Raw genomic sequence first — 23,207 nt, 5'->3', positions numbered from 1 at the left:
TTCCGCCGCCCGTGAGTCCTCTTGCCCCCCAGAGGGACCAGAAGAACTCACTGATCGGAGACCGGAGCGAAGGTGCGGGCGGCCCTGTCCGACCTGGACTCGGCCCCGTCGAGGACGGGCTCCGGGCAACCCTGCGGATGCTCGGCATGCCGCCCCGGGAGGGACCGGTGGACGTCGGCGACGCCGTCCGTCACCGGATCTCGTGGATCGCGCCGTCGAAGCCGGCGCGGAAGAGCCGGCCGGCGGAGAAGCCGGTGTCGCCGCCCCCGTAGGTGAGGACGCTCGACAGCGGCAGGCCGGATGCGAGGACACAGAACCGGTTCGGGCCGTCGACGCGCAGGATCTGGCCGGAGACGTCGGTCGGGACGACCGGGCGACCCTGCGGGTCGAGCACGAGCCCGTCCGGCGCCGCGAACACGTCACCGCCGGTGAACGTCACCACCGATTCGGGGGCGCCGGGGTTCGCGGTCGGGATCCGGCTGACCCCGGGATCGCTGAAGGTCCGCGACACGTACAGGTACCGGTCGTCGGCACTGAGGGCGGCACCGTTCGCGCTGGGCAGCACCGCCCAGTCCGGCTGCACGACCCCGTTCGGCAGCACCCGCCCGATCAGCGACCCGAAGTCGTTGGTCGCGTACACGGTGCCGTCGCGGGCGACGGCGAGCCCGTTCGCGGCGCTGAGACCGGACGCGAACGGCCGAACCGCGCCGGTCGTCACGTCGACCGCGACGATCCCGGCCGAACGGGTGGCGTCACCGGTGAAGACCCGCGCGTCGGCGCCGTACCCGACCAGCAGCGACCCGTCCCGCGCCCACGCGAGAGCACCCGCGCCGCCGCTCGGCACCGTCGCGATCGGAACCGCGGCCGCACCGGGCCGGTCCAGCCGGAACACCCGGCCCGAGACCAGATCGGTGACGTACAGCCGGCCGGCGCCGTCGACCGTCGCGCCCTCGAGCACCGCGCCCGGCACCCGGCCGACCAGGACCGGTGAGCGGCTGTCCGGGCAGGCCGGCGCCGCCGTCGCGGCGGGGGCCGTGACCGCGGCGGCGACCACCGCGAACAGCACGCCGACGGCGGCAAGGGCGGCGGTGCGGGTGAAGGCAGGTCGGCGCATGGATTCCACGTCCCCTCGGGTGGCGATGACTGGTCGTAGCGTTGCACGAAACACCGGCCTGCGCTGGTTCACCTGGCCGGACGGTACCCTGAATGCCCGTGAGCATTCAGGGAGCTACCGCAGTCGGTATCGCAAACGTCACCACGGGTGGGGTCGTCCTCGACACCTGGTACCCGGAGCCCGCCCTCGGCGAGGTCGCCGAGACCGGCACCACCGTCCTGACCGGAGCCGACGTCCCGGCCGAGCTGGCCGCACTGACCGGTGAGGACGCCGACCGCGGCGTCAACCGTGTCGCCGTCCGCACCCAGGTCGCCGACCTGTCCGCCGCGCCGGTCGACGCCCACGACGCCTACCTGCGCCTGCACCTGATCTCGCACCGCCTCGTGCGGCCGCATGGCCTGAACCTCGACGGTGTCTTCGGCCTGCTCGCCAACGTCGTGTGGACCAACCACGGCCCGTGCGCCGTCGACGGCTTCGAGCTGGTCCGCGCCAAGCTGCGCGCCCGCGGACCGGTCACCGTCTACGGGGTCGACAAGTTCCCGCGCATGGTCGACTACGTGGTCCCGTCCGGCGTCCGGATCGGCGACGCGGACCGGGTCCGGCTCGGCGCCCACCTCGCCTCCGGCACGACCGTCATGCACGAGGGCTTCGTCAACTTCAACGCCGGCACCCTCGGCAGCTCGATGGTCGAGGGCCGCATCTCCGGCGGCGTCGTCGTCGACGACGGCTCCGACGTCGGTGGCGGCGCCTCGATCATGGGCACCCTCTCGGGCGGCGGCAAGGAGGTCATCTCCGTCGGACGGCGCTGCCTGCTCGGCGCGAACTCCGGCCTGGGCATCTCGCTCGGCGACGACTGCGTCGTCGAGGCCGGCCTGTACATCACCGCCGGCACCAAGGTGACCGGCCCGGACGGCACCGTCGTCAAGGCCAAGGACCTCAGCGGCCGGTCCAACATGCTCTTCCGCCGCAACTCGGTGACCGGTGGTGTCGAGGTGGTCGCGAAGACCGGCACCGGCATCGAGCTCAACGCCGCGCTGCACGCGAACGACTAGTACCCGAACGACTGGATTCATGACGCACGCCGAGGAACAGCAACCCACCCCGTCGACCACGGAGGCGGGCGACACCTCCCACCTCGGTCACGGCCTGAAGGTCCGCCATCTGACGATGATGGGCCTCGGGTCGGCGATCGGGGCGGGGCTGTTCCTCGGCACCGGCGTCGGCATCGCCAAGGCCGGGCCGGCCGTGCTCGTCTCGTACGTCATCGCCGGCATCATCGTGATCGCGGTGATGCGGATGCTCGGCGAGATGGGCGCCGCGATCCCGGCGTCCGGATCGTTCAGCCACTACGCCCGGATCGGCATCGGCGAGTGGGCGGGGTTCACGCTCGGGTGGCTCTACTGGTTCATGCTGATCATGGTTCTCGGCGCCGAGATCACCGGCGCGTCCGAGATCGTGCACAGCTGGATGCCCGGCGTTCCGCAGTGGGTGGTCGCGCTGACGTTCGTGACGTTCTTCGCCGCCGTCAACCTGTCGAAGGTTCGCAACTTCGGTGAGTTCGAATTCTGGTTCGCCGCGCTGAAGGTCACCGTCATCGTCGCGTTCCTGGTGATCGGCGTGCTGCTGGTGTTCGGCCTGCTGCCCGACACCGACCCGGTCGGAACGACGAACCTGCTCGATCAGGGCGGGTTCATGCCGAACGGGATCGCCGGCATCGCCGCCGGACTGCTCGTCGTGGCGTTCGCGTTCGGCGGCATCGAGATCGTCACGATCGCCGCCGCCGAATCGCGGAACCCCGAGCGCTCGATCGCGTCGGCGGTCCGCAGCGTGGTGTGGCGGATCAGCGTGTTCTACCTCGGATCGATCGCGATCATGGTGTTCGTGCTGCCGTGGAACTCCGGGCAGTTGCAGAGCGGCCCGTTCGTCGCGGTGCTCGACCAGGCGCACCTGCCGTACGTCGCGGGGTTCATGGAACTGGTCGTGGTGGTCGCGCTGCTGTCGGCGTTCAACGCCAACGTCTACGGCACCTCCCGGATGGCCTTCGCGCTGGCCCGGGACGGCGACGGCCCGACCGCGCTGACCCGACTGTCACCGACCGGAGTGCCGACGAACGCGGTGCTGGTGTCGGTGTTCTTCGGGTTCGTCTCGGTGCTGCTGAACTGGCTGCTGCCCGACTCCCTGCTCGAGATCCTGCTCAACGCGGTCGGTTCGGCGCTGCTCGTGGTGTGGATCTTCATCGTCGTCGCGCAGTTGCGGCTGCGCCGCCGCCTCGAGGCGGAGGGCCGGCTGACCGTGAAGATGTGGGGCTTCCCGTATCTGAGCTGGCTGACCCTCGCCGCCCTGGGCGGCCTGATCGTGCTGATGCTCACCGACCCCGACGCCCGCAAGCAGCTGATCTCGACGGCGATCCTGACCCTGATCATCGCGGGGCTGTCGGTGCTCAACGCACGGCGGCGCAGGACTCCGGCACCCGCCCTGTCCTGACCGTCCGGCACTCCCCCTCCCTGGGTGCAGCCCGCACCAGGCCACGCCACCGCCGTCATCGTCCGCCCCGACCGGAGCGTCATGCACGGCGAGCGATCGCACTGCGGGCTCCGACCTCGACGGGACGTGACGGGTGTCGGTGCCGACGACGTGGCACCCCGGGGCGGGCTGGGTCATGCCTCGCGGATGCTGGACTGGACGAGACCCTCGCACCCCTGTCAACGCCCTGTTCGCACGGGCCGATGACCACCTGTCCGAGGTCGCGGACGCGCGCAGCGAGATCGACTGATCGGGCAAAAGCGCTGACGCGGGCGCTTCGGGCGACCATCATTCGAACATGGGTTCGAACGCGGCGAAGGATCGAGTGGAGCACCACCCTGGCGGCGCTGCACGCAGCCGTCGAGGGGCCGCTCGCCGCCCCGTTGACCGGACTCCCCGACGACGACGTCATCCACGTACTGCGGCGAATGGAAACGACGCTGCGGAAGACGGCCGCGGTCGGACACCGACTGGTCGTCGAGGTGATGGAGCGGTCGATCCCCGGGAACCTGGACTGCCGCTCGATCACCGACTTCCTCACCCAGACCCTGCGCATCTCCGGCGCCGACGCCACCCGCCGGGTCAGGGGCGCAACGAAGGTCGGGACCTGGCACACCCCCACCGGCGTCGATCTCGACCCGGTACTGCCGGAGTCCGCCCGCGCGGTCCGCGACGGCGACATCGGCCCCGACCACGTCGCCGCCATCGCCACGATCCTGCGGGAAATCCCGCACAACACCCCGATCGAGCGCATCGAGGTCGCGGAAGCGATCCTGGCGACCGCGGCCCGCTCGGCGACCCCCGAGGACGTGACGACGCTCGGACTGCATCTGCTGGCCCACCTGAACCCCGACGGCGACGGGCCCGACGAGAGGGACCGCCGCCGACGCCGGGGCCTGCGCACCGGCAAGCAGGACAGCGACCTCATGACACCCATCTCGGGCCTGATCGACCCGAGACACGGGCACTGCTCGATCCGATCCTCGCCACATACGCCCGACCCGGCATGACCAACCCCGACGACCCCGAATCACCGCGTGGCGACGTCGACTCCGACGCCCTCGACCGCACCGCCCTCGCACACGCGGCGGCCCGGGACACCCGCACCGCCGTGCAACGCAACCACGACGCCCTCGAAGCGGGTTTGCGGCACCTGCATTCGTCCGGGGTGCTGGGCAGCCACCGCGGCCTGCCGGTCACCGTCATCGCGACCATGACCGTGCAGCAACTGGAAGACGCCACGGGGCTGGCCACCACCGGCACCGGCGGCCTGGTCCCGGTCCGCGACGCGCTGCGGATGGCCGAGAAGGCGCACCCGGTGCTCGCGGTGTTCGACCACCACGGCCGACCACTACACCTGGGTCGATCCAAACGCCTCGCCTCCGCCGACCAGAGGCTCGCGTTGATCGCGGCGTCGCGTGGCTGCACCCGACCCGGCTGCGATGCACCCGCCTCGATGACCGCCGTCCGCCCCAAGCACTTCGTGCAGGGGGGACCCCCATACGTCACCGAATGGAACAAGGGTGGCCGCACCGACATCGACTCCCTGGATTTGGCGTGCGATCACTGCCACGCCCTGGTCCACGACGGCCCCGGCGGCTGGCGCACCCGCACCTCAGCCGACGGCACCGCGCACCCCGGCCGCACCGAATGGATCCCACCCGCCCACCTCGACCCCACCCGCACACCCCGGGTCAACCGCCGCCACCATCTCGGCGGGATCCTCGCCGCCGCCCTCGCCCACCACCGCGCCCGCCGCGACGCCGAAGTGCGGGAGCATCGGCGGCGGTGGAACCGCGGCGTGGACGAGACCGGCGACGGCGAGGTACCGCGACCGCGCGTGACGTGACCGCGACAAGGCACGCCCCGAACCCGTTGGAAAACTCGACGTCCGGCGGGGCGCCACCCGTGGACACGTCATGAGCGCACAGGGATTTACCGCAACCGCACCGTCGGTGTGGGCTTCCGACGTAGGGTCGGCGGACCGATCCCCCGTACCGAGCAGGAGTGCCTGGTGAGCTTCGTCCTCGTCGAACGACCGCGCGAGCAGGTCGCGCTGGTGACCCTGAACCGTCCCGATCGGATGAACGCGATGGCGTTCGACGTGATGGTGCCGCTCAAGGAGGCGCTCGAGGCGATCAGCAACGACAACTCGGTGCGCGCGGTGGTCCTGACCGGCGCGGGGCGCGGCTTCTGCTCCGGCGCCGACCAGGCCTCCGCCGGCTCTCCCCCGCACATCGACGGGCTGACCCGGCCGTCGATCGCGCTGCGCGCGATGGAGATCCTCGACGACGTGGTGCTGGCGATCCGGCGGATGCACCAGCCGATGATCGCCGCGATCAACGGCGCCGCGATCGGCGGCGGTTTCTGCCTCGCACTGGCCGCCGACATCCGCCTCGCATCCACCGACGCGTACTTCCGCGCCGCCGGCATCAACAACGGCCTGACCGCCAGCGAACTGGGTCTGAGCTACCTGCTGCCGCGGGCGATCGGCTCGTCGCGGGCGTTCGAGATCATGCTGTCGGGCCGCGACATCGACGCCGCCGAAGCCGACCGCATCGGCCTCGTCACGAGGCTCACCGCACCCGAGGACCTGCTCGACGAGTGCTACACGCTCGCCGAACGGATCGCGGGGTTCTCCCGGCCCGGCGTCGAACTGACCAAGCGGACGCTGTGGTCGAGCCTCGACGCATCGTCGATGGCCCAGCACATGAACCAGGAAGGCCTCGGTCAGCTGATGATCCGGCTGATGACCGACAACTTCGAAGAGGCCACCCTGGCCCGGAGGGAGAAGCGGGAGCCGGTCTTCCGTGACACGAAATGACGGGGACACGAAATGACACGACACGACGTGACAGGGTCAACGAACTGAGCCCGCACACGAGGTGACGGCGCGGCTCGTGTGGACGAGCCGCGCCGGGTGCGGCAGGGTCGGAGCATGGGCGCCGACGAGGAGAACCTGCGGGCCATCGAGCCGGGGATCGTCACGGACTTCACCGACCGGATGACGTACGCGTCGTACCTCGACCTGGACACCCTGCTGGGAGCGCAGCACCCGGTCAGCGTCCCCGAGCACCACGACGAACTGCTGTTCATCATCGCCCACCAGACCAGCGAACTGTGGCTCAAGCTCACGCTGCACGAACTGGAGGCCGCGAAAACGGCGCTCGCGCAGGACGACATCGCGGTCGCGCTCAAGTGCATCGCCCGCGTCAAGCACATCCAGAAGTCGCTGACCGAGCAGTGGTCGGTCCTGGCGACCCTGACCCCGACCGAGTACTCGGAGTTCCGCGGCTCCCTCGGCAACGCGTCGGGCTTCCAGTCGCACCAGTACCGCGCGGTCGAGTTCATCCTCGGAAACAAGAACGCCGGGATGCTGGCGGTGTTCGAATCCGATCCGGCGGCGCACGCGCTGCTGTCGCGACTGCTGGACGAGCCCAGCCTGTACGACGAGTTCTGGCGGCACCTGCATCGCACCGGGCTCGCGGTGCCGACGTCGGCGCTCGAGCGGGACGTGCGCACGGCGTACACGATGAACCCGGACCTGGTGCCGCTGATCAAGGACGTCTACGAGCATCCGCACCAGAACTGGGCGGCCTACGAGTCGTTCGAGGAGCTGGTCGACCTGGAGGAGAACTTCCAGCTGTGGCGGTTCCGGCACATGCGGACCGTGCTGCGCACGATCGGCACCAAACCCGGCACCGGCGGCTCGAGCGGGGTCGGGTTCCTGCGGCGGGCCCTCGATCTGACCTTCTTCCCCGAACTGTTCGCCGTCCGTACCGAAGTCGGTCGATGACCGGCGCGACCCGGGACACGGTCACGGTCGCGGCGCGTCAGGCGTGGCTCGGCCGGTGGGCGGGGCCGACCCGGTTCGCGCTGCGCGGCGGCCTGATTCGCGTGCTCGGCCCGGACCGGGCCACCACACCGACCGCCGGTCTCACCTTTGACGGCACCGTGTTCCCCGGATTCCGGGACGCCCACGTCCACCTCGAACTCGTCGACGCCGCAGCCCTGTTCGCGGGCGGCCTCGACGAGGTGTACGACCTCGGCGCCGGCCTGGCGGCGGCGGCCCACTGGACGTCGCGGTCGGACCGTCCCACCCCGGGACGACCGCGGATCCGGTTCGCCGGGCAGTTCCTGACCGCGCCCGGCGGCTACCCCGGCGACCGCGCGTGGGCCCCGACAGGCTCGGTGCGCGAGATCACCGGACCTTCGGACGCCGCCGACGCGGTCACCGAACAGGTCTGCGCCGGAGCGGATTTCGTCAAGGTCACACTAAACTCCGACGCCGGGCCGGTCCTCCCGGACGGCACCCTGCGCGCCGTGGTGACGGCGGCCCACCGCCTCAGCCGCGGCGTCGTCGCGCATGCCGAGGGCGCCGGCCAGGTCGACCGGGCACTCGCCGCCGGCGTCGACGTGCTCGCGCACGCCCCGTGGACCGAACGCCTCGGCGAGCGCGTGGTGCGCGACGCCGCGCGGTCGATGCGCTGGATCAGCACCCTCGACATCCACCGCGGCCACGACCGGGAGGTCGCCGGCGACAACCTGCGCCGCTTCCACGCGGCCGGCGGACGCGTGCGGTACGGCACCGACCTCGGCAACGGCGATCTGCCCGCCGGCGTGAACGCATCCGAGGTGGCGGCCCTGTTCGCGGCCGGCCTGGACCGGGCCGCGGTGCTGGCCGCGATGATCGACGGCGCCGCGGCGCTGCGCTTCTCGGCGGGGCTCTCGCGGTTCTGCTGGATTCCGGGCACCCCGCCATCCGACGACGGCGACTTCGCGAGCTGGCTGACCGGTGCCCGCATCGTCGCCGCCGCCGACCTCGAGGAGGAACTCCGATGACCACCGATCCGGCTGCCGACCTCGCCGCCGACGCCCGGGCCCGCGACGCCGCCGACCCGCTCCGCGACTACCCCGCTCTGTTCCACCGCGTCGACGCGTCCGACGTCGTGTCCTACCTCGACGGCAACTCGCTGGGGCGGCCGACGATCGCGGCGACCGAGGCGATCTCGGCGGCGGTGGCGCAGTGGTCGGGCCGGTTGATCCGGGGGTGGGACGAGGAGTGGTTCGACCTGCCGATCACGATCGGCGACCGTCTCGGCCGGGTGGTGCTCGGGGCCGCACCGGGGCAGACGGCGATCGGGGATTCGACGACCGTGCTGCTGTACAAGCTCGCCCGCGGCGCGCTGGCGATGCGGCCCGACCGCACCGAGATCGTGCTCGACACCGACAACTTCCCCACCGACCGGTACGTTCTCGAGGGCATCGCAGCGGAGCTCGGTCTCGACTTGCGGTGGATCACCGTCGATCCCGCGTCGGGCGTCGAAGCGGGTGCGGCGCGGGAGTCGATCACCGAGCGCACCGCGCTGGTGGTGCTCAGTCACGTGGCGTACCGGTCCGGGTTCCTCGCCGACGCCGAGGAGATCACCCGGGCGGCGCACGACGCCGGGGCACTGGTGTTGTGGGACCTGTGCCACTCGGTGGGCAGCGTGCCGATCGAATTGGACCGCTGGCAGGCGGATTTCGCGGTCGGCTGCACCTACAAGTACCTGTGCGGCGGACCCGGGTCGCCCGCGTTCGGGTATGTCCGCGCCGCGCACCTGGACGGGTTCACCCAGCCGATCTGGGGCTGGATGGGGCGCCGCGACCCGTTCGAGATGGAGGCGGGTTACATTCCGGCCGACGGGATTCGGCGGATGATCAGCGGCACCCCGTCGGTGCTCGGGATGATCGCGATGCGGTCGACGCTCGACCTGATCGATCGGGCCGGTATCGCCGTCGTTCGGGACAAGTCGGCCCGCCTGACCGACTACGTGATCGAGCTGGCACGGCTCCTGCTCCCCGAGGCGCGGATCGCGTCCCCCCTCGACCCCGCCCGCCGCGGCGGACACGTCACCCTCGACCACCCGCGGTTCCGGGAGGTGCTGCCCCGCTTGTGGGATCGCGGGGTGATCCCCGACTTCCGGGCACCGCAGGGGCTGCGGCTCGGCCCGAGCCCGCTGAGCACGACCTACGCCGAGGTGCTCACCGGGATCGAGGTCATCGCCGACCAGCTGTGACCGCGTCCCTCCGCGCCAGCACCCCGAACACGGTGGTCGCGGCCAGGAAGAACACCGCACCCACCCACGGGGCGAGCGTCGCCGCCGCGAGCACACCCGTGACCGCGAACAGCAGGACCTGCACGACGAGTCGCCGCGGGTTCGGCAGCCGGTGCGCCGACGTCGGCGCCATCCACACCGCCCAGACGGCGGCGGCGGCCACCGGCAGGCCGACCGCGGCCAGCACCCGGATCGCGGTGGATCCGTCGACCTCCGCGCCGGACAGCGCGAGAATCGTCAGCATCGCCAACTCCAGCAGGAACGCGGCCGCCTCGAGCGGGCCGGCCGAGGCGTGCGGGCGCCCACCCGCCGCCTGCGTCATTCCGCGACCTTGACGAGCAGCTTGCCGAAGTTCTTGCCGGCGAGGAGCCCGACGAAGGCGGAGGGAGCGTTCGCCAGGCCGTCGACGATGTCCTCCCGGTACCGGACCCGGCCGTCGCGAATCCACTCGGACATGTCGGCGATGAAGTGGGTGTACTGGTCCCGGACGAACTCGGCCTGGATGAACCCGCGCACCGTCAGGCTCTTGGTCAGGATCCGGCCCATCAGTGCCGACGACCGGTCCGGACCCTCCGGGGCGGCGGTCGCGTTGTACTGGGACACCAGTCCGCACACCGGAACCCGCGCGTAGGTGTTGAGCAACGGCAGAACCGCGTCCCACACCTTGCCGCCGACGTTCTCGAAGTAGACGTCGACACCGCTCGGGCAGGCGGCCGTCAGCTGCTCGGCGAAGTCGGCGGCGCGGTGGTCGATCGCCTCGTCGAAACCCAGTTCGCGCAGGTACGCGACCTTGTCCGGACCACCGGCGATCCCGACCGCGCGGGCGCCCTTGATCTTCGCGATCTGCCCGACCGCGGATCCCACCGGGCCGGTCGCGGCGGCGACGACGACCGTCTCCCCCGCCTTCGGTTTGCCGATCTGCAGCAGCCCCGCGTACGCGGTGAACCCGGGCATGCCGAGCACACCGAGCGCGGTCTGCACCGGGGCCGCGGCGGGGTCCAGCTTGCGGACGTGCCGGGCGTCGGCCAGCGAGTGGGTCTGCCAGCCCGAGAACGAGAGCACCACGTCACCGGCCGCGAAGCCCGGGGACCGGGAGTCGACGACCCGGCAGACGGTGCCGCCGACCATCACCGCGTCGAGCGGAACCGGATCGGCGTACGACTCGGCGTCGCTCATCCGACCACGCATGTACGGGTCGAGCGACAGATACAGGGTTTCGAGCAGCAACTCGCCGTCCCCGGGCACCGGGACCGGCACGGTCTCGACCCGGAAATCGGACGACTGGGGCTCCCCGACGGGGCGGGAGGCGAGCACGATGCGAGTGTTCTCGACAGGCAGGCTCATGCCAGTCGAGGTTAGTCCCCCGACGCCGGGGCCGCAGGGCGCGACGGCGCCGGAGTCGGTCCCCGGTGGCAGGATTCGAGGGCGGGGCCGGGCTGCGTCCCGCGCTCCGACGCCCGAGAACGCACGCGACGAAGGGACGACGAATGAGCACCGTGAACATCAGCAAGCACCACCCCGACGCGTACCGGCAGCTGCTCGCGCTCGACAAGCTCGCGGAGGAGGCCGTGCAGCGTGCCGGACTGGACCCGCTGCTCGCGGAACTCGTCAAGATCCGCATCTCACAGCTCAACGGCTGCGCGTTCTGCCTGCGCATGCACACCCGAGACGCGATCTCCCACGGCGAGACCGCCGATCGGCTCGCGGTGGTCGCGGCGTGGTGGGAGTCTCAGTACTTCACCGACCAGGAGCGGGCCGCGCTCGCGCTCGCCGAGGAGGTCACCCGGCTCCCGGTGCCGGCACCGCGCATCTGGGACGACGGCACCCTCACCGACGAGCAGGTGTCCGCGGTGACCTGGCTGACGGTGGTGATGAACTCGTGGAACCGGGTCGCGATCTCGAGCCACTACCCGGTGGCGCCCTGACCGCCGGGTACGCCTAGAGCAGCAGCTTCTTCTGGACCTTGCCCATCGCGTTGCGCGGCAGCGCGTCCACGACCCGGATCTCACGGGGTCGCTTGTGCACCGACAACTCGGACGCGACGTGCGCGATCAGGGCGTCGGGGTCGACGCCGTCGCCGACGACGAACGCGACGATGCGCTGCCCGAGGTCGTCGTCGGGCACCCCGACCACCGCGACCTCGCGCACGCTCGGGTGTCCGAGCAGGCTGGTCTCGACCTCGCCGGCGCCGATGCGGTAACCACCGGACTTGATCAGGTCGGTCGACGCACGGCCGACGATCCGGTGGAAGCCCTCCGGGTCGATCGCGGCGACGTCGCCGGTGACGAACCACCCGTCCTCGGTCCACGATTCGGCGGTCGCGTCGGGTCGGTTCAGGTAGCCGTCGAACAGCATCGGCCCGCGCACCTGCAGGCCTCCGATCGACTCGCCGTCGTGCGGGACCGGGACGCCGTCCTCGCCGACGATGCGCGTCTGCACCCCCTCGACCGGCTGCCCGACCCAGCCCGGCCGCCGCTCGCCGTCGGCGCGGGTGCTCAGCGTGATCATCGTTTCGCTCATCCCGTACCGCTCGACCGGGGTGAGCCCGGTCAGCGCGGCGAGCCGCTCGAAGACCGGGACCGGGAGCGGGGCGCTCCCGGAGACCAGCAGTCGGGCCCCGGACAGTGCCCGCGCCGACTCCTCGTCCTCGGTGACACGCGACCACACGGTCGGCACCCCGAAGTACAGCGTTCCGCCGGCCTCGGCGTAGGCCCGAGGCGTGGGCTTGCCGGTGTGCACCAACCGGCTGCCGACCCGCAGCGGACCGAGCAGGCCGAGGATCAGCCCGTGCACGTGGAACAGCGGAAGACCGTGCACCAGCGTGTCTTTCGAGGTCCACTGCCACGCCTGCGCGAGTGCGTCGAGTCCCGCCGCGATCGCGCGCCGGGACAGCAGCACCCCCTTGGGCGCGCCGGTCGTGCCGGACGTGTAGAGCACGAACGCGATCGACGCCGGGTCGGGCTCGGGGTGGCCGTGCCAGTCGCGGGCGTTCACGCGCACCGGCACCACCGGCAGGGGCGAGCCCTCCGGTGCCGCGCCGAGCCACGCCTGCGCGCCCGAATCGGCGAGGATGTGGTCGAGTTCGGCGGGCCCGGAGTCCGGCGGCACCGGGACGACCGTGACACCGGCCAGCAGCGATCCGACCACCGCCACGACCGTCGAGACGCTCGGGGTCGCCAGCACCGCGACCCGCCGGGCGCCGGCGATGCGGCGGGCGAGCGCCCCGGCGGCGCCGAGGACGTCGCTGCGCGAGAGGGTGCGGCCGTCGATGCGCACGGCGTCGGGCAGGTCGTCGCCGCGGGCGACGGCGAGCGGGTTCAGGGAACTGAGCAGCACGGCTGTCAGCGTCTCACAGCGGCCGCTGAGGGCGCGCGGCCCCGGGCCTGAGCCCGGGGCCGCGCGGGGACACGCGATCAGTCCGGGACGGTGATCCGGCCGTCCAGGACCGCCTTGTTGATCGATTCGCGCAGCGCCGAACACCGTCCGACGTGCGCGCCGCGCAGCGTCAGCGTCGGATCCTGCTGGAACTCCTCGCAGATCACCTCGGGGTGATCGGTGCTCCACTGCACCGACGTGTGCTGCCAGCTGTTCTTCTCGACGAGAACCCGGTTGCCGCAGCGTTCGCAGTCGACCGGCTGCATCAGGCCGACGCCTCCGCCTCGGCGGCCTTGCGGGCGAGGTTCTCCTCGACCTCCCTCTTCCACGCCTCGACCGGCTTGGTGGTGTCGAGCTCGAACTCGAAGCGGTCCACCATGTCCGGGGTGATGTCCGCGACGTCGACGTAGAACTGCTCGTACCAGCGCCGCAGCTGGTAGACCGGTCCGTCCTCGCTGCACAGCAGCGGGTTCTCGATCCGGGTCTTGTTCTTCCAGATCTCGACGTCCTGTTCGAATCCCATGCCGATGTAGCCGATCATCGCCTCCACCAGCTGGTCGGCGATGTCCGCGGGCACCTGCTCGGTCTTCTTGACCGCGATGCCGTACATGAGCACGAACTTGTCGGGGCTGACCGGGTAGTGGCAGTTGATCAGCATGGACTCGACCTCGTACCGGTCGTACACGTAGACGAGGTCGTCGGTCATGAACGAGGGCCCGTAGTACGCGGCAATCGACCGGTTTCCGAGCAGCCTCGGGACGTCCGGGTCGTCCCACTCGACGACGTCCTCCCGGCTCTCACCGGACTGCTCCTGAATGGCGACGTGACCCTCGAAGACGTTCTTGAAGTATGTCGGCATGCCGTAGTGCACGTAGTAGAAGTGCGCCATGTCGACGACGTTGTCGATGATCTCGCGGCAGTTCGTGTCGATCTCGATCGTCTTCCACGTCCACTCGGTCCACTCGGCCTCGGGGTCGCGGATCTCCGGGATGGCGACCTCCGGCGGCGGCGGGTTGCCCTCGGGGTCGTGCCAGACGAACAGCAGCTCGTCCTTCTCCATCGTCTGCCACGCGCGTGTGCGCGCCAGCGGCGGAACCCGGCGGGCGTAGGGGATGCCGGTGCACTTGCCGTTGCCGCCCCAGCGCCAGTCGTGGAACGGGCACGCCACCGAATCGCCCTTGACGGTGCCCTGACTCAGGTCGCCGCCCATGTGCCGACAGTAGGCGTCGAGGATCTTCACGTCGCCGTTGCTGTCGGCGAAGACCACGAGCTTGGTCCCGAACGCCTCGACGGAGTGCGGCTTTCCGTCCTTGAACCCCTCGACGAGGCCCAGGCAGTGCCACCCCCGCGCGAAACGGGTCGGCGGCGTCCCCTGTTCGATGATGCGAACCTCGTCGTCCCCGGTCTCGACGGTGGTCATGGAGCATCCTCTCGTTCAGCGACCGCCCCGCGGTCGCAGGTGATGATAGTCACAGCCTCTACCAATCTCGTTGCACTGGAACGTGTTCACCAGGGCCGATCCCACCCATCGGGATGTAACGATCTTGATCAATGAATTGAATCACGTGATACAAGTTGTCGGACGAAGAACGCGAGATTGGCGGGGCGTTCGGCCAGTCGGCGCATGAAGTAGGCGTACCACTGCGACCCGTACGGGACGTACACCCGCATGCCCGCCCCGGCGTCCGCGAGCCGCTGCTGTTCGCCCTCGCGGATGCCGTACAGCATCTGATGTTCGAACGCGTCGGGGCCGCGACCGGCGCGGACCGCCTCGTCGCCGGCGGCCGCGACCATCGCCGGGTCGTGCGAGGCGACCATCGGATAGCCCTGCCCCGCCATCAGGATCGCCAGGCACCGCCGGTACGAGGCGTCGACGTCGCCGGCGCTCTGGTACGCCACCGACCCGGGCTCCCGATAGGCACCCTTGCACAACCGGATCCGGGACCCGGGCCCGGCGAGGTCACGGCAGTCCGCCTCGGTGCGCCGCAGGTACGCCTGCAGCACCGCACCGAGCCACGGGAAGTCGGCACGCAGCGTCGTGACGATCGACAGTGTCGAGTCGGTGGTCGTGTGGTCCTCGGCGTCGACCGTGACCCACACGCCGGCCGCCTCGGCCGCGGCGCACAGAACCCGGGCGTGCTCGAGGGCGATCGCCTCCCCGTCCGCAGGCAGCGCCTGCCCGAGCGCCGACAGCTTGACCGACACCTCGAGCGGACGCGGCTCACCGGCGCGGGCCTGCGGGAGATCGCCGAGTTCGCGCAGCAACGCCCGGTACTCGGCGACCGTGGCCCGGGCCTGCCCGAGGTCGGCGGTGTCCTCGCCGAGGTGGTCGAGGCTGATCGACCGCCCTGACGCGAGCAGCGCCCGGGCGACGGTGAGCGCCGCGCCGCGGTCCTCGCCGGCGACGAAGCGGGTGACGAGCGACCGGGTTCCCGGCGCGTGCGTGATCGCCGATTTCATCCGCGGTGACCGAGCCGCGGCCAGGATCGCCGGCCGCAGCGGATTGGCCACCGTCACACCTCCGGCCCCATGTGCGGGTAGCGGTGGTCCGTCGGCGGAACGAACGTCTCCTTGATCGTGCGCGCCGACGTCCACCGCAGCAGGTTCAGCGGCGACCCCGCCTTGTCGTTGGTGCCCGACGCGCGCGCCCCGCCGAACGGCTGCTGCCCCACCACCGCACCGGTCGGTTTGTCGTTGACGTAGAAGTTGCCCGCGGCGAACCGCAGTGCCGCCGAGGCCTTCTCGACCGCGGTCCGGTCGTCGGCGATCACCGACCCGGTCAGCGCGTACGGCGCGGCCGCATCCACCATGTCGAGCACGTCGGCGAATGCGCCCGGGCGGGCGTCGTCGTAGACGTGCACCGAGAGCAGCGGTCCGAAGTACTCGGTGGAGAAGGCCACGTCGCCGGGGTCGTCGGCGAGCAGCACCGTCGGCCGGACGAACCAGCCGGCGACGTCGTCGTAGGTGCCCCCGACCGCGACCTTGACCCCCTCGGCGCCGCGGGCCCGCTCGATGGCCGCGACGTTCTTCTCGTACGCGGCCCGATCGATCAGCGCCCCACCGAAATTCGTCAGATCGGTGACGTCGCCGTAGGCGAGCTCGTCGGTCTCGGCGAGGAAGTCCTCCCCCATCTCCTCCCACACCGACCGCGGCACGTACGCCCGGGACGCGGCCGAGCACTTCTGCCCCTGGTACTCGAAGGCGCCGCGGATCAGGGCGGTGCGCAACACGTCCGGGTTCGCGGACGAGTGCGCCACGACGAAGTCCTTCCCGCCGGTCTCCCCGACCAGCCGCGGATAGCCGTGGTAGCGGTCGATGTTCGTGCCCACCTCCCGCCAGAGGTGCTGGAAGGTGCGGGTGGATCCGGTGAAGTGGATCCCGGCCAGCCGCGGATCGCCCAACGCGACGTCCGAGACCGCCGGGCCGGTTCCGGTCACCAGGTTGATCACCCCCGGCGGCAGCCCGGCCTCCTCGAGCAGCTTCATCGTCCAGTAGGCCGAGAGGGTCTGCGTCGGTGAGGGTTTCCACACAACGGTGTTGCCCATCAGGGCCGGGGCGGTCGGAAGGTTGCCGGCGATCGCGGTGAAGTTGAACGGCGTGATCGCGTACACGAACCCTTCGAGTGGCCGGTACTCCATCCGGTTCCACACCCCGGGGCCCGACACCGGTTGCTCGGCGAGGATCCGGCGCGCGAAGTGGACGTTGAACCGCCAGAAGTCGACCAGCTCGCAGGGCGCGTCGATCTCCGCCTGCTGGACGGTCTTCGACTGACCGAGCATCGTTGCCGCGGCGAGGGTTTCCCGCCACGGACCGGCCAGCAGGTCGGCGGCGCGCAGCAGCACCGCGGCCCGCTCGTCGAACGGCAGGCCCCGCCACGCCGGTGCGGCCGCGACGGCGGCCTCGACCGCGGCGGCGGCGTCCTCGTGGGTGGCGTCGGTGAGAGTGCCCAGCACCGCGGAGCGTCGGTGCGGTTGCACGACGTCGATCCGCTCGCCGGCACCCAGCCGGTGCACACCGCCGATCACGTGCGGCAGGTCGATCGGTGCGCCGGCCAGCTCGGCCAGCTCGGATGTCAGGATCGTGCGCTCACGACTGCCCGGCGCGTACGAGTGCACCGGCTCGTTGACCGGCGCGGGAACTCCGGTGACGGCGTCCATGCTGCCTCCTGCCCCGAGGTGGCGACCGGAGACGTACCCCGGTCGCCGAGGAACTGCCGTCCAGGCTAGCCCAACCCCGTTGTCCCCGCCGGGTTCCGGACGGGGCGTGGCCGCCTACAGGCGGCGGGCGGCGGCGGCGATGCGCTCGTCGGTCTCGGTCAGCGCCATCCGCACGTGGCGGCGGCTGCCGGGGCCGTAGAAGTCGCCGGGGGCGACGAGGATGCCGCGCTCGGCGAACCAGTCCACGGTGTCGCGGCACGCCTCCTCGCGGGTCAGCCACAGGTACAGCCCGGCCTCGGAGTTGTCGACGGTGAACCCGGCGCCGCGGACGGCGGCGAGCAGGATCTCGCGGCGCCTGCGGTACCGCTCCCGCTGCTCGTTCTCGTGCTCGTCGTCGTTCAACGCCGCGGTCATCGCGGCCTGCACCGGCAGCGGCATGATCATGCCGGCGTGCTTGCGGACCTCGAGCAGCTCCGCGACCAGTGCCGGGTCGCCGGTGACGAAGCCGGCCCGGTAGCTGGCCAGGTTCGACGTCTTCGACAGCGAGTGCACGGCCAGCAGGTTGGTGTGGTCGCCGTCGCAGACCCGCGGGTCGAGCACCGAGTACGCGTCGGCCTCCCAGGTCAGACCCAGGTAGCACTCGTCGGACACCACGATCGCGCCGCGGGTGCGGGCGAACTCGACCACCTTGCGCAGGTGGTCGATGCCGAGCACCTTGCCGGTCGGGTTGGACGGCGAGTTGATGAAGATCAACTCCGGATTCTCCGGCCCGAGCCGGGTGAGCCCGTCCGCACGCAGCACCCGGCATCCGGCGAGCAGCGCACCCACCTCGTAGGTCGGGTACGCGACCTCGGGGATCACGACGAGGTCGCCGGCGCCGAGCCCGAGCAGGCTCGGCAGCCAGGCGATCATCTCCTTGGTGCCGATCGCGGGCAGCACCGCCGCCGGGTCGATCCCGGTGACGCCGTACCGCCGCGCCAGTGCGGCCGCGGCCGCCTCCCGCAGGGCCTGTTCACCGTGCGTCGTCGGGTACCCGGGCACCTGCGACACCGAGGCCAGTGCCTCGCGGATCAGCGGGGCGACCGGATCCACCGGGGTGCCGACGGACAGGTTGACGATGCCGTCGGGATGCGCCTGTGCCGTCGCCTTGGCGTCGGCGAGCGAATCCCACGGAAAGTCGGGCAGGCCGCGCGAGACGGCGGTGCGGGGCACGTTCAACGACCTCGTATCTCGGTGGAGCTCAGTGCTCGCCCATGGGCGGGAGGGCCTTGATGAACGGCGGGTCGTAGTCGACCTTGCCGAGCTTCGCCGCGCCGCCGGGCGACCCGAGGTCGACGAAGAAGTCGACGTTCGCGCTCACGTACCCGTTCCACTGGTCCGGGACGTCGTCCTCGTAGAAGATCGCCTCGACCGGGCAGACCGGCTCACACGCGCCGCAGTCCACGCACTCGTCGGGGTGGATGTAGAGCATGCGGCCACCCTCGTAAATACAGTCGACGGGGCATTCCTCGATGCACGCCTTGTCGAGCACATCCACGCACGGTTCAGCAATCGTGTAGGGCACTGCCGCTGCCTTTCTGACACGGACCTTCGTCGTAGGGCGCACGACGTGCACGCCCGAGCAACCAGTATCACCCCTGGCCCGGACGCGCGCCGGGGCAGGGTCCCCTCAGACCGTGGTCGTTCCGCGATCCCCGGTGCCTGCGACGGCCGTCCGGACCGTGTGTCCGTCGATCCACCGTTTCCCCTGCACCGCCGCGTCGATCAGCGCACCGCGTTCACCCAGGTAGTCGGCGATCGCACCGATCACGGGCAGGTGCCCGAGGGTGCGCCACGGCTGCGCCGCCTGCGGCCGCTTGCCCAACTCGTCCGGGATCGCGCGCAGCACCCGCGCCGTCGACCACAGGCCCCCGAGCGCGGCGAGCGGGCGCCACGGCCGGGGTGCCGCCTCCCAGCCCGCCTCGTCGGCGGTCAGCAGTGTCCGGGCGTCGATCTCGCGGTCACACAGCACCGACGCCAGCAGGTCCACCTGCGCGGTCCGGTCCGTGACCCCCAGTTCCCGGGCGACCGCGATCAACACGATCGTCTGGTTCGCGAAACCGAGCAGGACCTGCAGCGGCAGCCGCTTCGCGATCGGGCCGAGCACCCCCGGGAACGCGACCACGATCGTGTTCAGCAGCCCGAGCCGAGTCAGCCACCACCGCGCCCGCCGCTCGTCCCCGGCCCGCTCCCAGGCCGCGGTGCCGGGCACCTCGGCGAAGTCGAGCACCCACGCCACGCCGTCGAGCAGCCGGTCGAGCCGGGTGCCGCCCTCGACCGGCGGAACGAACGTGCGGGCCTTGATCCCGAACGGATCGGCCGACGCCAGATCCAGCACCGGGTTCACGCCCCACGCCGCGCGGTCCAGCACCGCGACGACCCGGGCGTCCCCGATCGCATCCCCCGAACCATTCGCACCGACGCTCATGACACCCCCACTCTCTCGGCGTACCCGGTGGTGCGCTCCCGCGCGGGACGGCCGATGCCCTCGGCGATCGCGCGCAGTTCCGCCACCGTCTTCTCCGACCCGTGCTGCGAACCGGCCATCCGCGAGATGGTCTCCTCCATCAGGGTCCCGCCGAGGTCGTTGGCGCCGCCCTGCAGCATCGCCTGCGTGCCCTCGACACCCAGCTTGACCCAACTGGTCTGGATGTTCCGGATCCGTCCGTGCAGCATCACACGGGCCAGCGCGTGCGCGGCCCGGTTGTCGCGTCGGGTGGGCCCCGGCCGAGACGCACCGGCCAGGTACAGCGGCGAGGACTGGTGCACGAACGGCAGCAGCACGAACTCGGTGAAACCGCCCGTGCGGTCCTGGATTCCACGCAGCACGTTCAGGTGCCCGACCCAGTGGTGCGGCTGGTCGACGTGCCCGTACATCATCGTCGAACTCGACCGCAGCCCCACCTCGTGCGCGGTCGTCACCACGTCGACCCAGGTGCTGGTCGGCAACTTGCCCTTCGTCAGCACCCAGCGCACCTCGTCGTCGAGGATCTCCGCCGCGGTGCCCGGGATGGTGTCCAGGCCGGCGGCCTTCAGCTCGATCAGCCAGTCCCGCACCGACTGCCCGCCGCGGGAGGCCCCGTTGACGATCTCCATCGGGCTGAACGCGTGCACGTGCATCGACGGCACCCGCTCCTTGACCGCGCGGACCAGGTCCGCGTACCCGGTGACCGGCAGTTCGGGGTCGATGCCGCCCTGCATGCACACCTCGGTCGCGCCCGCGACGTGCGCCTTCCACGCCCGGTCCGCGACCTCGGCCGCGGACAGCGTGAACGCGTCGGCGTCGCCCTTGCGCTGCGCGAACGCGCAGAACCGGCAGCCGGTGTAGCAGATGTTGGTGAAGTTGATGTTCCGGTTCACCACGTAGGTGACGTCGTCACCGACGGTGTCGCGGCGAAGGGTGTCGGCGAGGGCGACCAGCGCCTCCAGCCCGGGGCCCTCGGCGGTCGCCAACGCGCGGTAGTCGTCGTCGGAGCAGCCCGCCGGGTCGCGCTCGGCGTTGCGCAGTGCCGTCAGGACGTCCGAGTCCACCCTCTGCGGCGCACTGAGCGAGAGGACCTGCTCGCGGACGGTCTCCCAGTCGCCGAACGCGCTGCCGAGGTCGCTGCGGGTCTCGGTGTTGCGGCCGTCGGTGTCGATCGCGGTGTTCAGGTCGATCCGCCCCGCCGACGCCCACACCTCGTCCGGCTCCTGCCACGGCAGACCCGCCGGGACGGCACCGGTGCGAGCCAGGCCCGTCTCCGGATCGGCGAGCGCCTGCACGTGGCCGGCGATCCGCGGGTCGATCCACGGCGAACCCGCCAGCACGTACTGCGGCTGCGCGGCGGTCCGCTCGACCAGCGTGTAGCCGGCCTCCGCGGTGATCGCGGCGAGCGTGTCGAGGTTCGGCCACGGCCGCTCCGGGTTCACGTGATCCGGCGTCAGCGGCGAGACGCCGCCCCAGTCGTCGACCCCGGACGCGATCAACGCCAGGCACTCGTCGCCCGACACCAGGTTCGGCGGCGACTGGATCCGCATCCCGGGCCCGAGGACCAGCCGGGCGACCGCGATCGCCGCCCGGAACTCCTCGATCCCGGCGTCCGGGGTGTCGCGCATCGCGGTGTCGTCCTTGGCCAGGAAGTTCTGCACGATCACCTCCTGGACGTGACCGAACGCCTTGTGCGACTTCCGGATCGCCATGATCGTCTCGGCCCGCTCGGTCATCGTCTCGCCGATGCCGACCAGCAGACCGGTGGTGAACGGCACCGACAGCCGGCCGGCGTCGGTGAGGGTGCGCAGCCGCACCGCCGGATCCTTGTCGGGGCTGCCGTGGTGACACTGCCCCTTCTCGGTGAACAGCCGCGTCGACGTCGTCTCGAGCATCATCCCCATCGACGGGGCGACCGGCTTGAGTCGCGACATCTCCTCCCAGCTCATCACGCCGGGATTCAGGTGCGGGAGCAGCCCGGTCTCCTCGAGCACCCGGATCGACATCGCGCGCACGTAGTCCAGGGTCGAGTCGTAGCCGCGGGACTCGAGCCACTCCTGCGCCTCCGGCCAGCGCTCCTCCGGCCGGTCACCGAGCGTGAACAGCGCCTCCTTGCAGCCGAGTTCGGCTCCGCGCCGGGCGATGTCGAGCACCTCGTCCGGGTCCAGGTACATCCCGTGCCCCTCGGCCCGCAGTTTGCCGGGAATGGTCACGAACGTGCAGTAGTGGCACTTGTCGCGGCACAGCCGGGTGAGCGGGATGAAGACCTTGCGGGAGTAGGTGACCGTCAGCGGGCGTCCGGCCGCCTCCAGTCCCGCGTCACGGACCCGCGCGGCCGAAGTGCACAGGTCCTCGAGGTCCGCGCCGCGGGCATGCAGCAGCACCGTCGCCTCGTCCACGTTGAGCGTGGCGCCGTCCCGGGCACGTCGGAGCGCCCGGCGCATCGCCGACGCGCCCGGTGCCGACACCGGCATGGTCGGCACGGGCAGCATCGCGGAGGTCGCGTGGTCGTCAGCAGTCACGCCGTCGATCATGCGCCATCCCGGGAGACACACGCCACAGCAGGTTCGGCCGCCGCCGTCCCGACGCGGCTCAGCGGGGGTACTCCTCGTCGTCCGGGACGTCGCGGGACTGCTCGACCGCGTCGGCCTCGTTGACCTCGCGGGTTCCGACGGTCTCCAGGATCGGCGCGTGCTCGCGCTCGTCCTCCGGCAACGCCGGGTCCGCCTGGGCAGCTCGATCGGCCTCGGTCATCTCGTCGTCGAGTCGATCCACGGGACACTCCTTCCGCCGTCCCCTCCAGGCTAGGCCACTTCGCGACTGGTGCGCGGGTGCACACGAGCGTCGACGGCGCGCGTGCGGCAGGGTGGACTCGTGAGCGTTCCCCAGACCTCCGTCGTGACGATGGCCGACCCGAAGTGGCGGCCGAGCACCAAGGCCCCGGCGCTGTGGGCGGTGAATGCGGTCCTGATGTGGCTGCCCGTGTTCGTCGCCCAGGTCGTGTGGGCGGTCGTCGACGGAGCCTGGACCACGTGGCCGCACCTTACCGTGTTCGCGGCGTCCGTCGTGCTGTCGCTGGCCCACGTCCTGATCGTGCCGCCGTGGCGGTACCGGGTGCACCGCTGGGAGATCAGCGACACGGCCGTGTACACGAGGACCGGGTGGTTCACCCAGGAGCGGCGGATCGCCCCGATCTCCCGGATCCAGACCGTCGACACCGAACGCGGGCCGATCGACCGGATGCTGGGGCTGGCGACCGTCACGGTCACGACCGCGTCGTCCGCGGGTGCCGTGAAGATCTCGGCCCTGGACCGGGAGGTCGCCGACGCCACCGTCACCCGGCTCACCGAGATCGCCGGCCGCAACGTCGGGGACGCGACGTGAGCACCCCGCTGTCGCCCGCGCCGGGCACCGCCCCGCCGGAGGGGTCCGGG

General features: G+C 71.3%; 21 protein-coding genes and 1 pseudogene. 9 read left to right on the top strand and 13 right to left on the bottom strand.

The annotated features are described in order from the left end of the window. Positions 1 to 190 precede the first annotated feature (190 nt). Positions 191 to 1,114 (bottom strand): SMP-30/gluconolactonase/LRE family protein, encoded by a 924-nt coding sequence (locus ABD951_RS09700; protein WP_345344066.1) that lies wholly within the window; start codon positions 1,112 to 1,114, stop codon positions 191 to 193. A 98-nt stretch (positions 1,115 to 1,212) separates the two neighbouring features. On the opposite strand from ABD951_RS09700, the gene dapD reads away from it, so the two are divergent. From dapD to kynU, 7 genes and pseudogenes are all read left to right on the top strand, one after another. Further along, on the top strand, positions 1,213 to 2,166 hold the full coding sequence (dapD, locus tag ABD951_RS09695) for a 2,3,4,5-tetrahydropyridine-2,6-dicarboxylate N-succinyltransferase (RefSeq protein ID WP_345344064.1): 954 nt from the start codon (positions 1,213 to 1,215) through the stop codon (positions 2,164 to 2,166). 19 nt (positions 2,167 to 2,185) lie between these two features. Further along, on the top strand, positions 2,186 to 3,598 hold the full coding sequence (locus ABD951_RS09690) for an amino acid permease (RefSeq protein ID WP_345344062.1): 1,413 nt from the start codon (positions 2,186 to 2,188) through the stop codon (positions 3,596 to 3,598). A gap of 242 nt (positions 3,599 to 3,840) precedes the next feature. Further along, a pseudogene (locus tag ABD951_RS28655) lies at positions 3,841 to 5,486 on the top strand (DUF222 domain-containing protein). Positions 5,487 to 5,651: 165 nt separating this feature from the next. After that, positions 5,652 to 6,461 carry an enoyl-CoA hydratase gene (locus ABD951_RS09675; RefSeq protein ID WP_345344055.1) on the top strand — a complete coding sequence of 270 codons (810 nt, stop codon included), beginning with the start codon at positions 5,652 to 5,654 and terminating at the stop codon, positions 6,459 to 6,461. 114 nt (positions 6,462 to 6,575) lie between these two features. Continuing rightward, positions 6,576 to 7,433, top strand: a complete 858-nt coding sequence (locus tag ABD951_RS09670) for a tryptophan 2,3-dioxygenase (RefSeq protein ID WP_345344053.1) — start codon at positions 6,576 to 6,578, stop codon at positions 7,431 to 7,433. Beyond that, on the top strand, positions 7,430 to 8,479 hold the full coding sequence (locus ABD951_RS09665) for an amidohydrolase family protein (protein ID WP_345344051.1): 1,050 nt from the start codon (positions 7,430 to 7,432) through the stop codon (positions 8,477 to 8,479). The genes ABD951_RS09670 and ABD951_RS09665 overlap by 4 nt, the downstream gene beginning before the upstream one ends. Beyond that, the gene (gene kynU / locus ABD951_RS09660; RefSeq protein ID WP_345344049.1) at positions 8,476 to 9,696 is read left to right on the top strand and encodes a kynureninase; all 1,221 of its coding nucleotides are present in this window, start codon (positions 8,476 to 8,478) and stop codon (positions 9,694 to 9,696) included. The genes ABD951_RS09665 and kynU overlap by 4 nt, the downstream gene beginning before the upstream one ends. Here kynU and ABD951_RS09655 read toward each other — a convergent pair. Continuing rightward, positions 9,677 to 10,057 (bottom strand): YrdB family protein, encoded by a 381-nt coding sequence (locus ABD951_RS09655; protein WP_345344047.1) that lies wholly within the window; start codon positions 10,055 to 10,057, stop codon positions 9,677 to 9,679. The genes kynU and ABD951_RS09655 overlap by 20 nt on opposite strands. Continuing rightward, positions 10,054 to 11,079, bottom strand: a complete 1,026-nt coding sequence (locus tag ABD951_RS09650) for an NADP-dependent oxidoreductase (protein ID WP_345344044.1) — start codon at positions 11,077 to 11,079, stop codon at positions 10,054 to 10,056. Before ABD951_RS09650 ends, ABD951_RS09655 begins: the two co-directional genes overlap by 4 nt. A 143-nt stretch (positions 11,080 to 11,222) precedes the next feature. On the opposite strand from ABD951_RS09650, the gene ABD951_RS09645 reads away from it, so the two are divergent. Continuing rightward, positions 11,223 to 11,660 (top strand): carboxymuconolactone decarboxylase family protein, encoded by a 438-nt coding sequence (locus ABD951_RS09645; protein ID WP_345344042.1) that lies wholly within the window; start codon positions 11,223 to 11,225, stop codon positions 11,658 to 11,660. 13 nt (positions 11,661 to 11,673) lie between these two features. Here the strand turns inward: ABD951_RS09645 and ABD951_RS09640 are convergent, their stop codons facing one another. The 10 genes from ABD951_RS09640 to ABD951_RS09595 all read right to left on the bottom strand — a co-directional run bounded on the left by ABD951_RS09640 (position 11,674) and on the right by ABD951_RS09595 (position 22,548). Continuing rightward, the gene (locus ABD951_RS09640) at positions 11,674 to 13,071 is read right to left on the bottom strand and encodes an acyl-CoA synthetase (RefSeq protein WP_345344040.1); all 1,398 of its coding nucleotides are present in this window, start codon (positions 13,069 to 13,071) and stop codon (positions 11,674 to 11,676) included. Positions 13,072 to 13,148: 77 nt separating this feature from the next. Continuing rightward, complete coding sequence (locus tag ABD951_RS09635) at positions 13,149 to 13,376, bottom strand: hypothetical protein (RefSeq protein ID WP_345344038.1); 228 nt, start codon at positions 13,374 to 13,376, stop codon at positions 13,149 to 13,151. Beyond that, entirely contained in the window at positions 13,376 to 14,530 is a 1,155-nt protein-coding gene (locus ABD951_RS09630) for a 3-ketosteroid-9-alpha-monooxygenase, oxygenase component (protein WP_345344036.1), read from the bottom strand. The genes ABD951_RS09635 and ABD951_RS09630 overlap by 1 nt, the downstream gene beginning before the upstream one ends. Before the next feature lie 128 nt (positions 14,531 to 14,658). Continuing rightward, the gene (locus tag ABD951_RS09625) at positions 14,659 to 15,570 is read right to left on the bottom strand and encodes a proline dehydrogenase family protein (protein ID WP_345344551.1); all 912 of its coding nucleotides are present in this window, start codon (positions 15,568 to 15,570) and stop codon (positions 14,659 to 14,661) included. 53 nt (positions 15,571 to 15,623) lie between these two features. Beyond that, positions 15,624 to 17,267 carry an L-glutamate gamma-semialdehyde dehydrogenase gene (gene pruA / locus ABD951_RS09620; RefSeq protein WP_345344034.1) on the bottom strand — a complete coding sequence of 548 codons (1,644 nt, stop codon included), beginning with the start codon at positions 17,265 to 17,267 and terminating at the stop codon, positions 15,624 to 15,626. Positions 17,268 to 17,381: 114 nt separating this feature from the next. Then, the gene (gene dapC / locus ABD951_RS09615; RefSeq protein WP_345344032.1) at positions 17,382 to 18,479 is read right to left on the bottom strand and encodes a succinyldiaminopimelate transaminase; all 1,098 of its coding nucleotides are present in this window, start codon (positions 18,477 to 18,479) and stop codon (positions 17,382 to 17,384) included. Between the two features lie 28 nt (positions 18,480 to 18,507). Then, positions 18,508 to 18,831 (bottom strand): ferredoxin, encoded by a 324-nt coding sequence (gene fdxA / locus ABD951_RS09610; protein WP_345344030.1) that lies wholly within the window; start codon positions 18,829 to 18,831, stop codon positions 18,508 to 18,510. A 105-nt stretch (positions 18,832 to 18,936) separates the two neighbouring features. Further along, the gene (locus ABD951_RS09605) at positions 18,937 to 19,734 is read right to left on the bottom strand and encodes a hypothetical protein (protein WP_345344029.1); all 798 of its coding nucleotides are present in this window, start codon (positions 19,732 to 19,734) and stop codon (positions 18,937 to 18,939) included. Continuing rightward, positions 19,731 to 22,265, bottom strand: coding sequence for a bifunctional FO biosynthesis protein CofGH (locus ABD951_RS09600; protein WP_345344549.1), 2,535 nt, complete (start codon positions 22,263 to 22,265; stop codon positions 19,731 to 19,733). The genes ABD951_RS09605 and ABD951_RS09600 overlap by 4 nt, the downstream gene beginning before the upstream one ends. A 100-nt stretch (positions 22,266 to 22,365) precedes the next feature. Continuing rightward, complete coding sequence (locus ABD951_RS09595) at positions 22,366 to 22,548, bottom strand: hypothetical protein (RefSeq protein WP_345344028.1); 183 nt, start codon at positions 22,546 to 22,548, stop codon at positions 22,366 to 22,368. A 129-nt stretch (positions 22,549 to 22,677) separates the two neighbouring features. On the opposite strand from ABD951_RS09595, the gene ABD951_RS09590 reads away from it, so the two are divergent. Next, positions 22,678 to 23,157 carry a PH domain-containing protein gene (locus tag ABD951_RS09590; protein WP_425569819.1) on the top strand — a complete coding sequence of 160 codons (480 nt, stop codon included), beginning with the start codon at positions 22,678 to 22,680 and terminating at the stop codon, positions 23,155 to 23,157. The last annotated feature ends 50 nt before the right edge of the window (positions 23,158 to 23,207 follow it).

The sequence above is a fragment of the Rhodococcus olei genome (assembly GCF_039540555.1).
Lineage (GTDB): Bacteria > Actinomycetota > Actinomycetes > Mycobacteriales > Mycobacteriaceae > Rhodococcus_G > Rhodococcus_G olei.
Note: the sequence above shows the minus strand (reverse complement) of the source record. Positions and strands in the feature narration are given on the sequence as shown.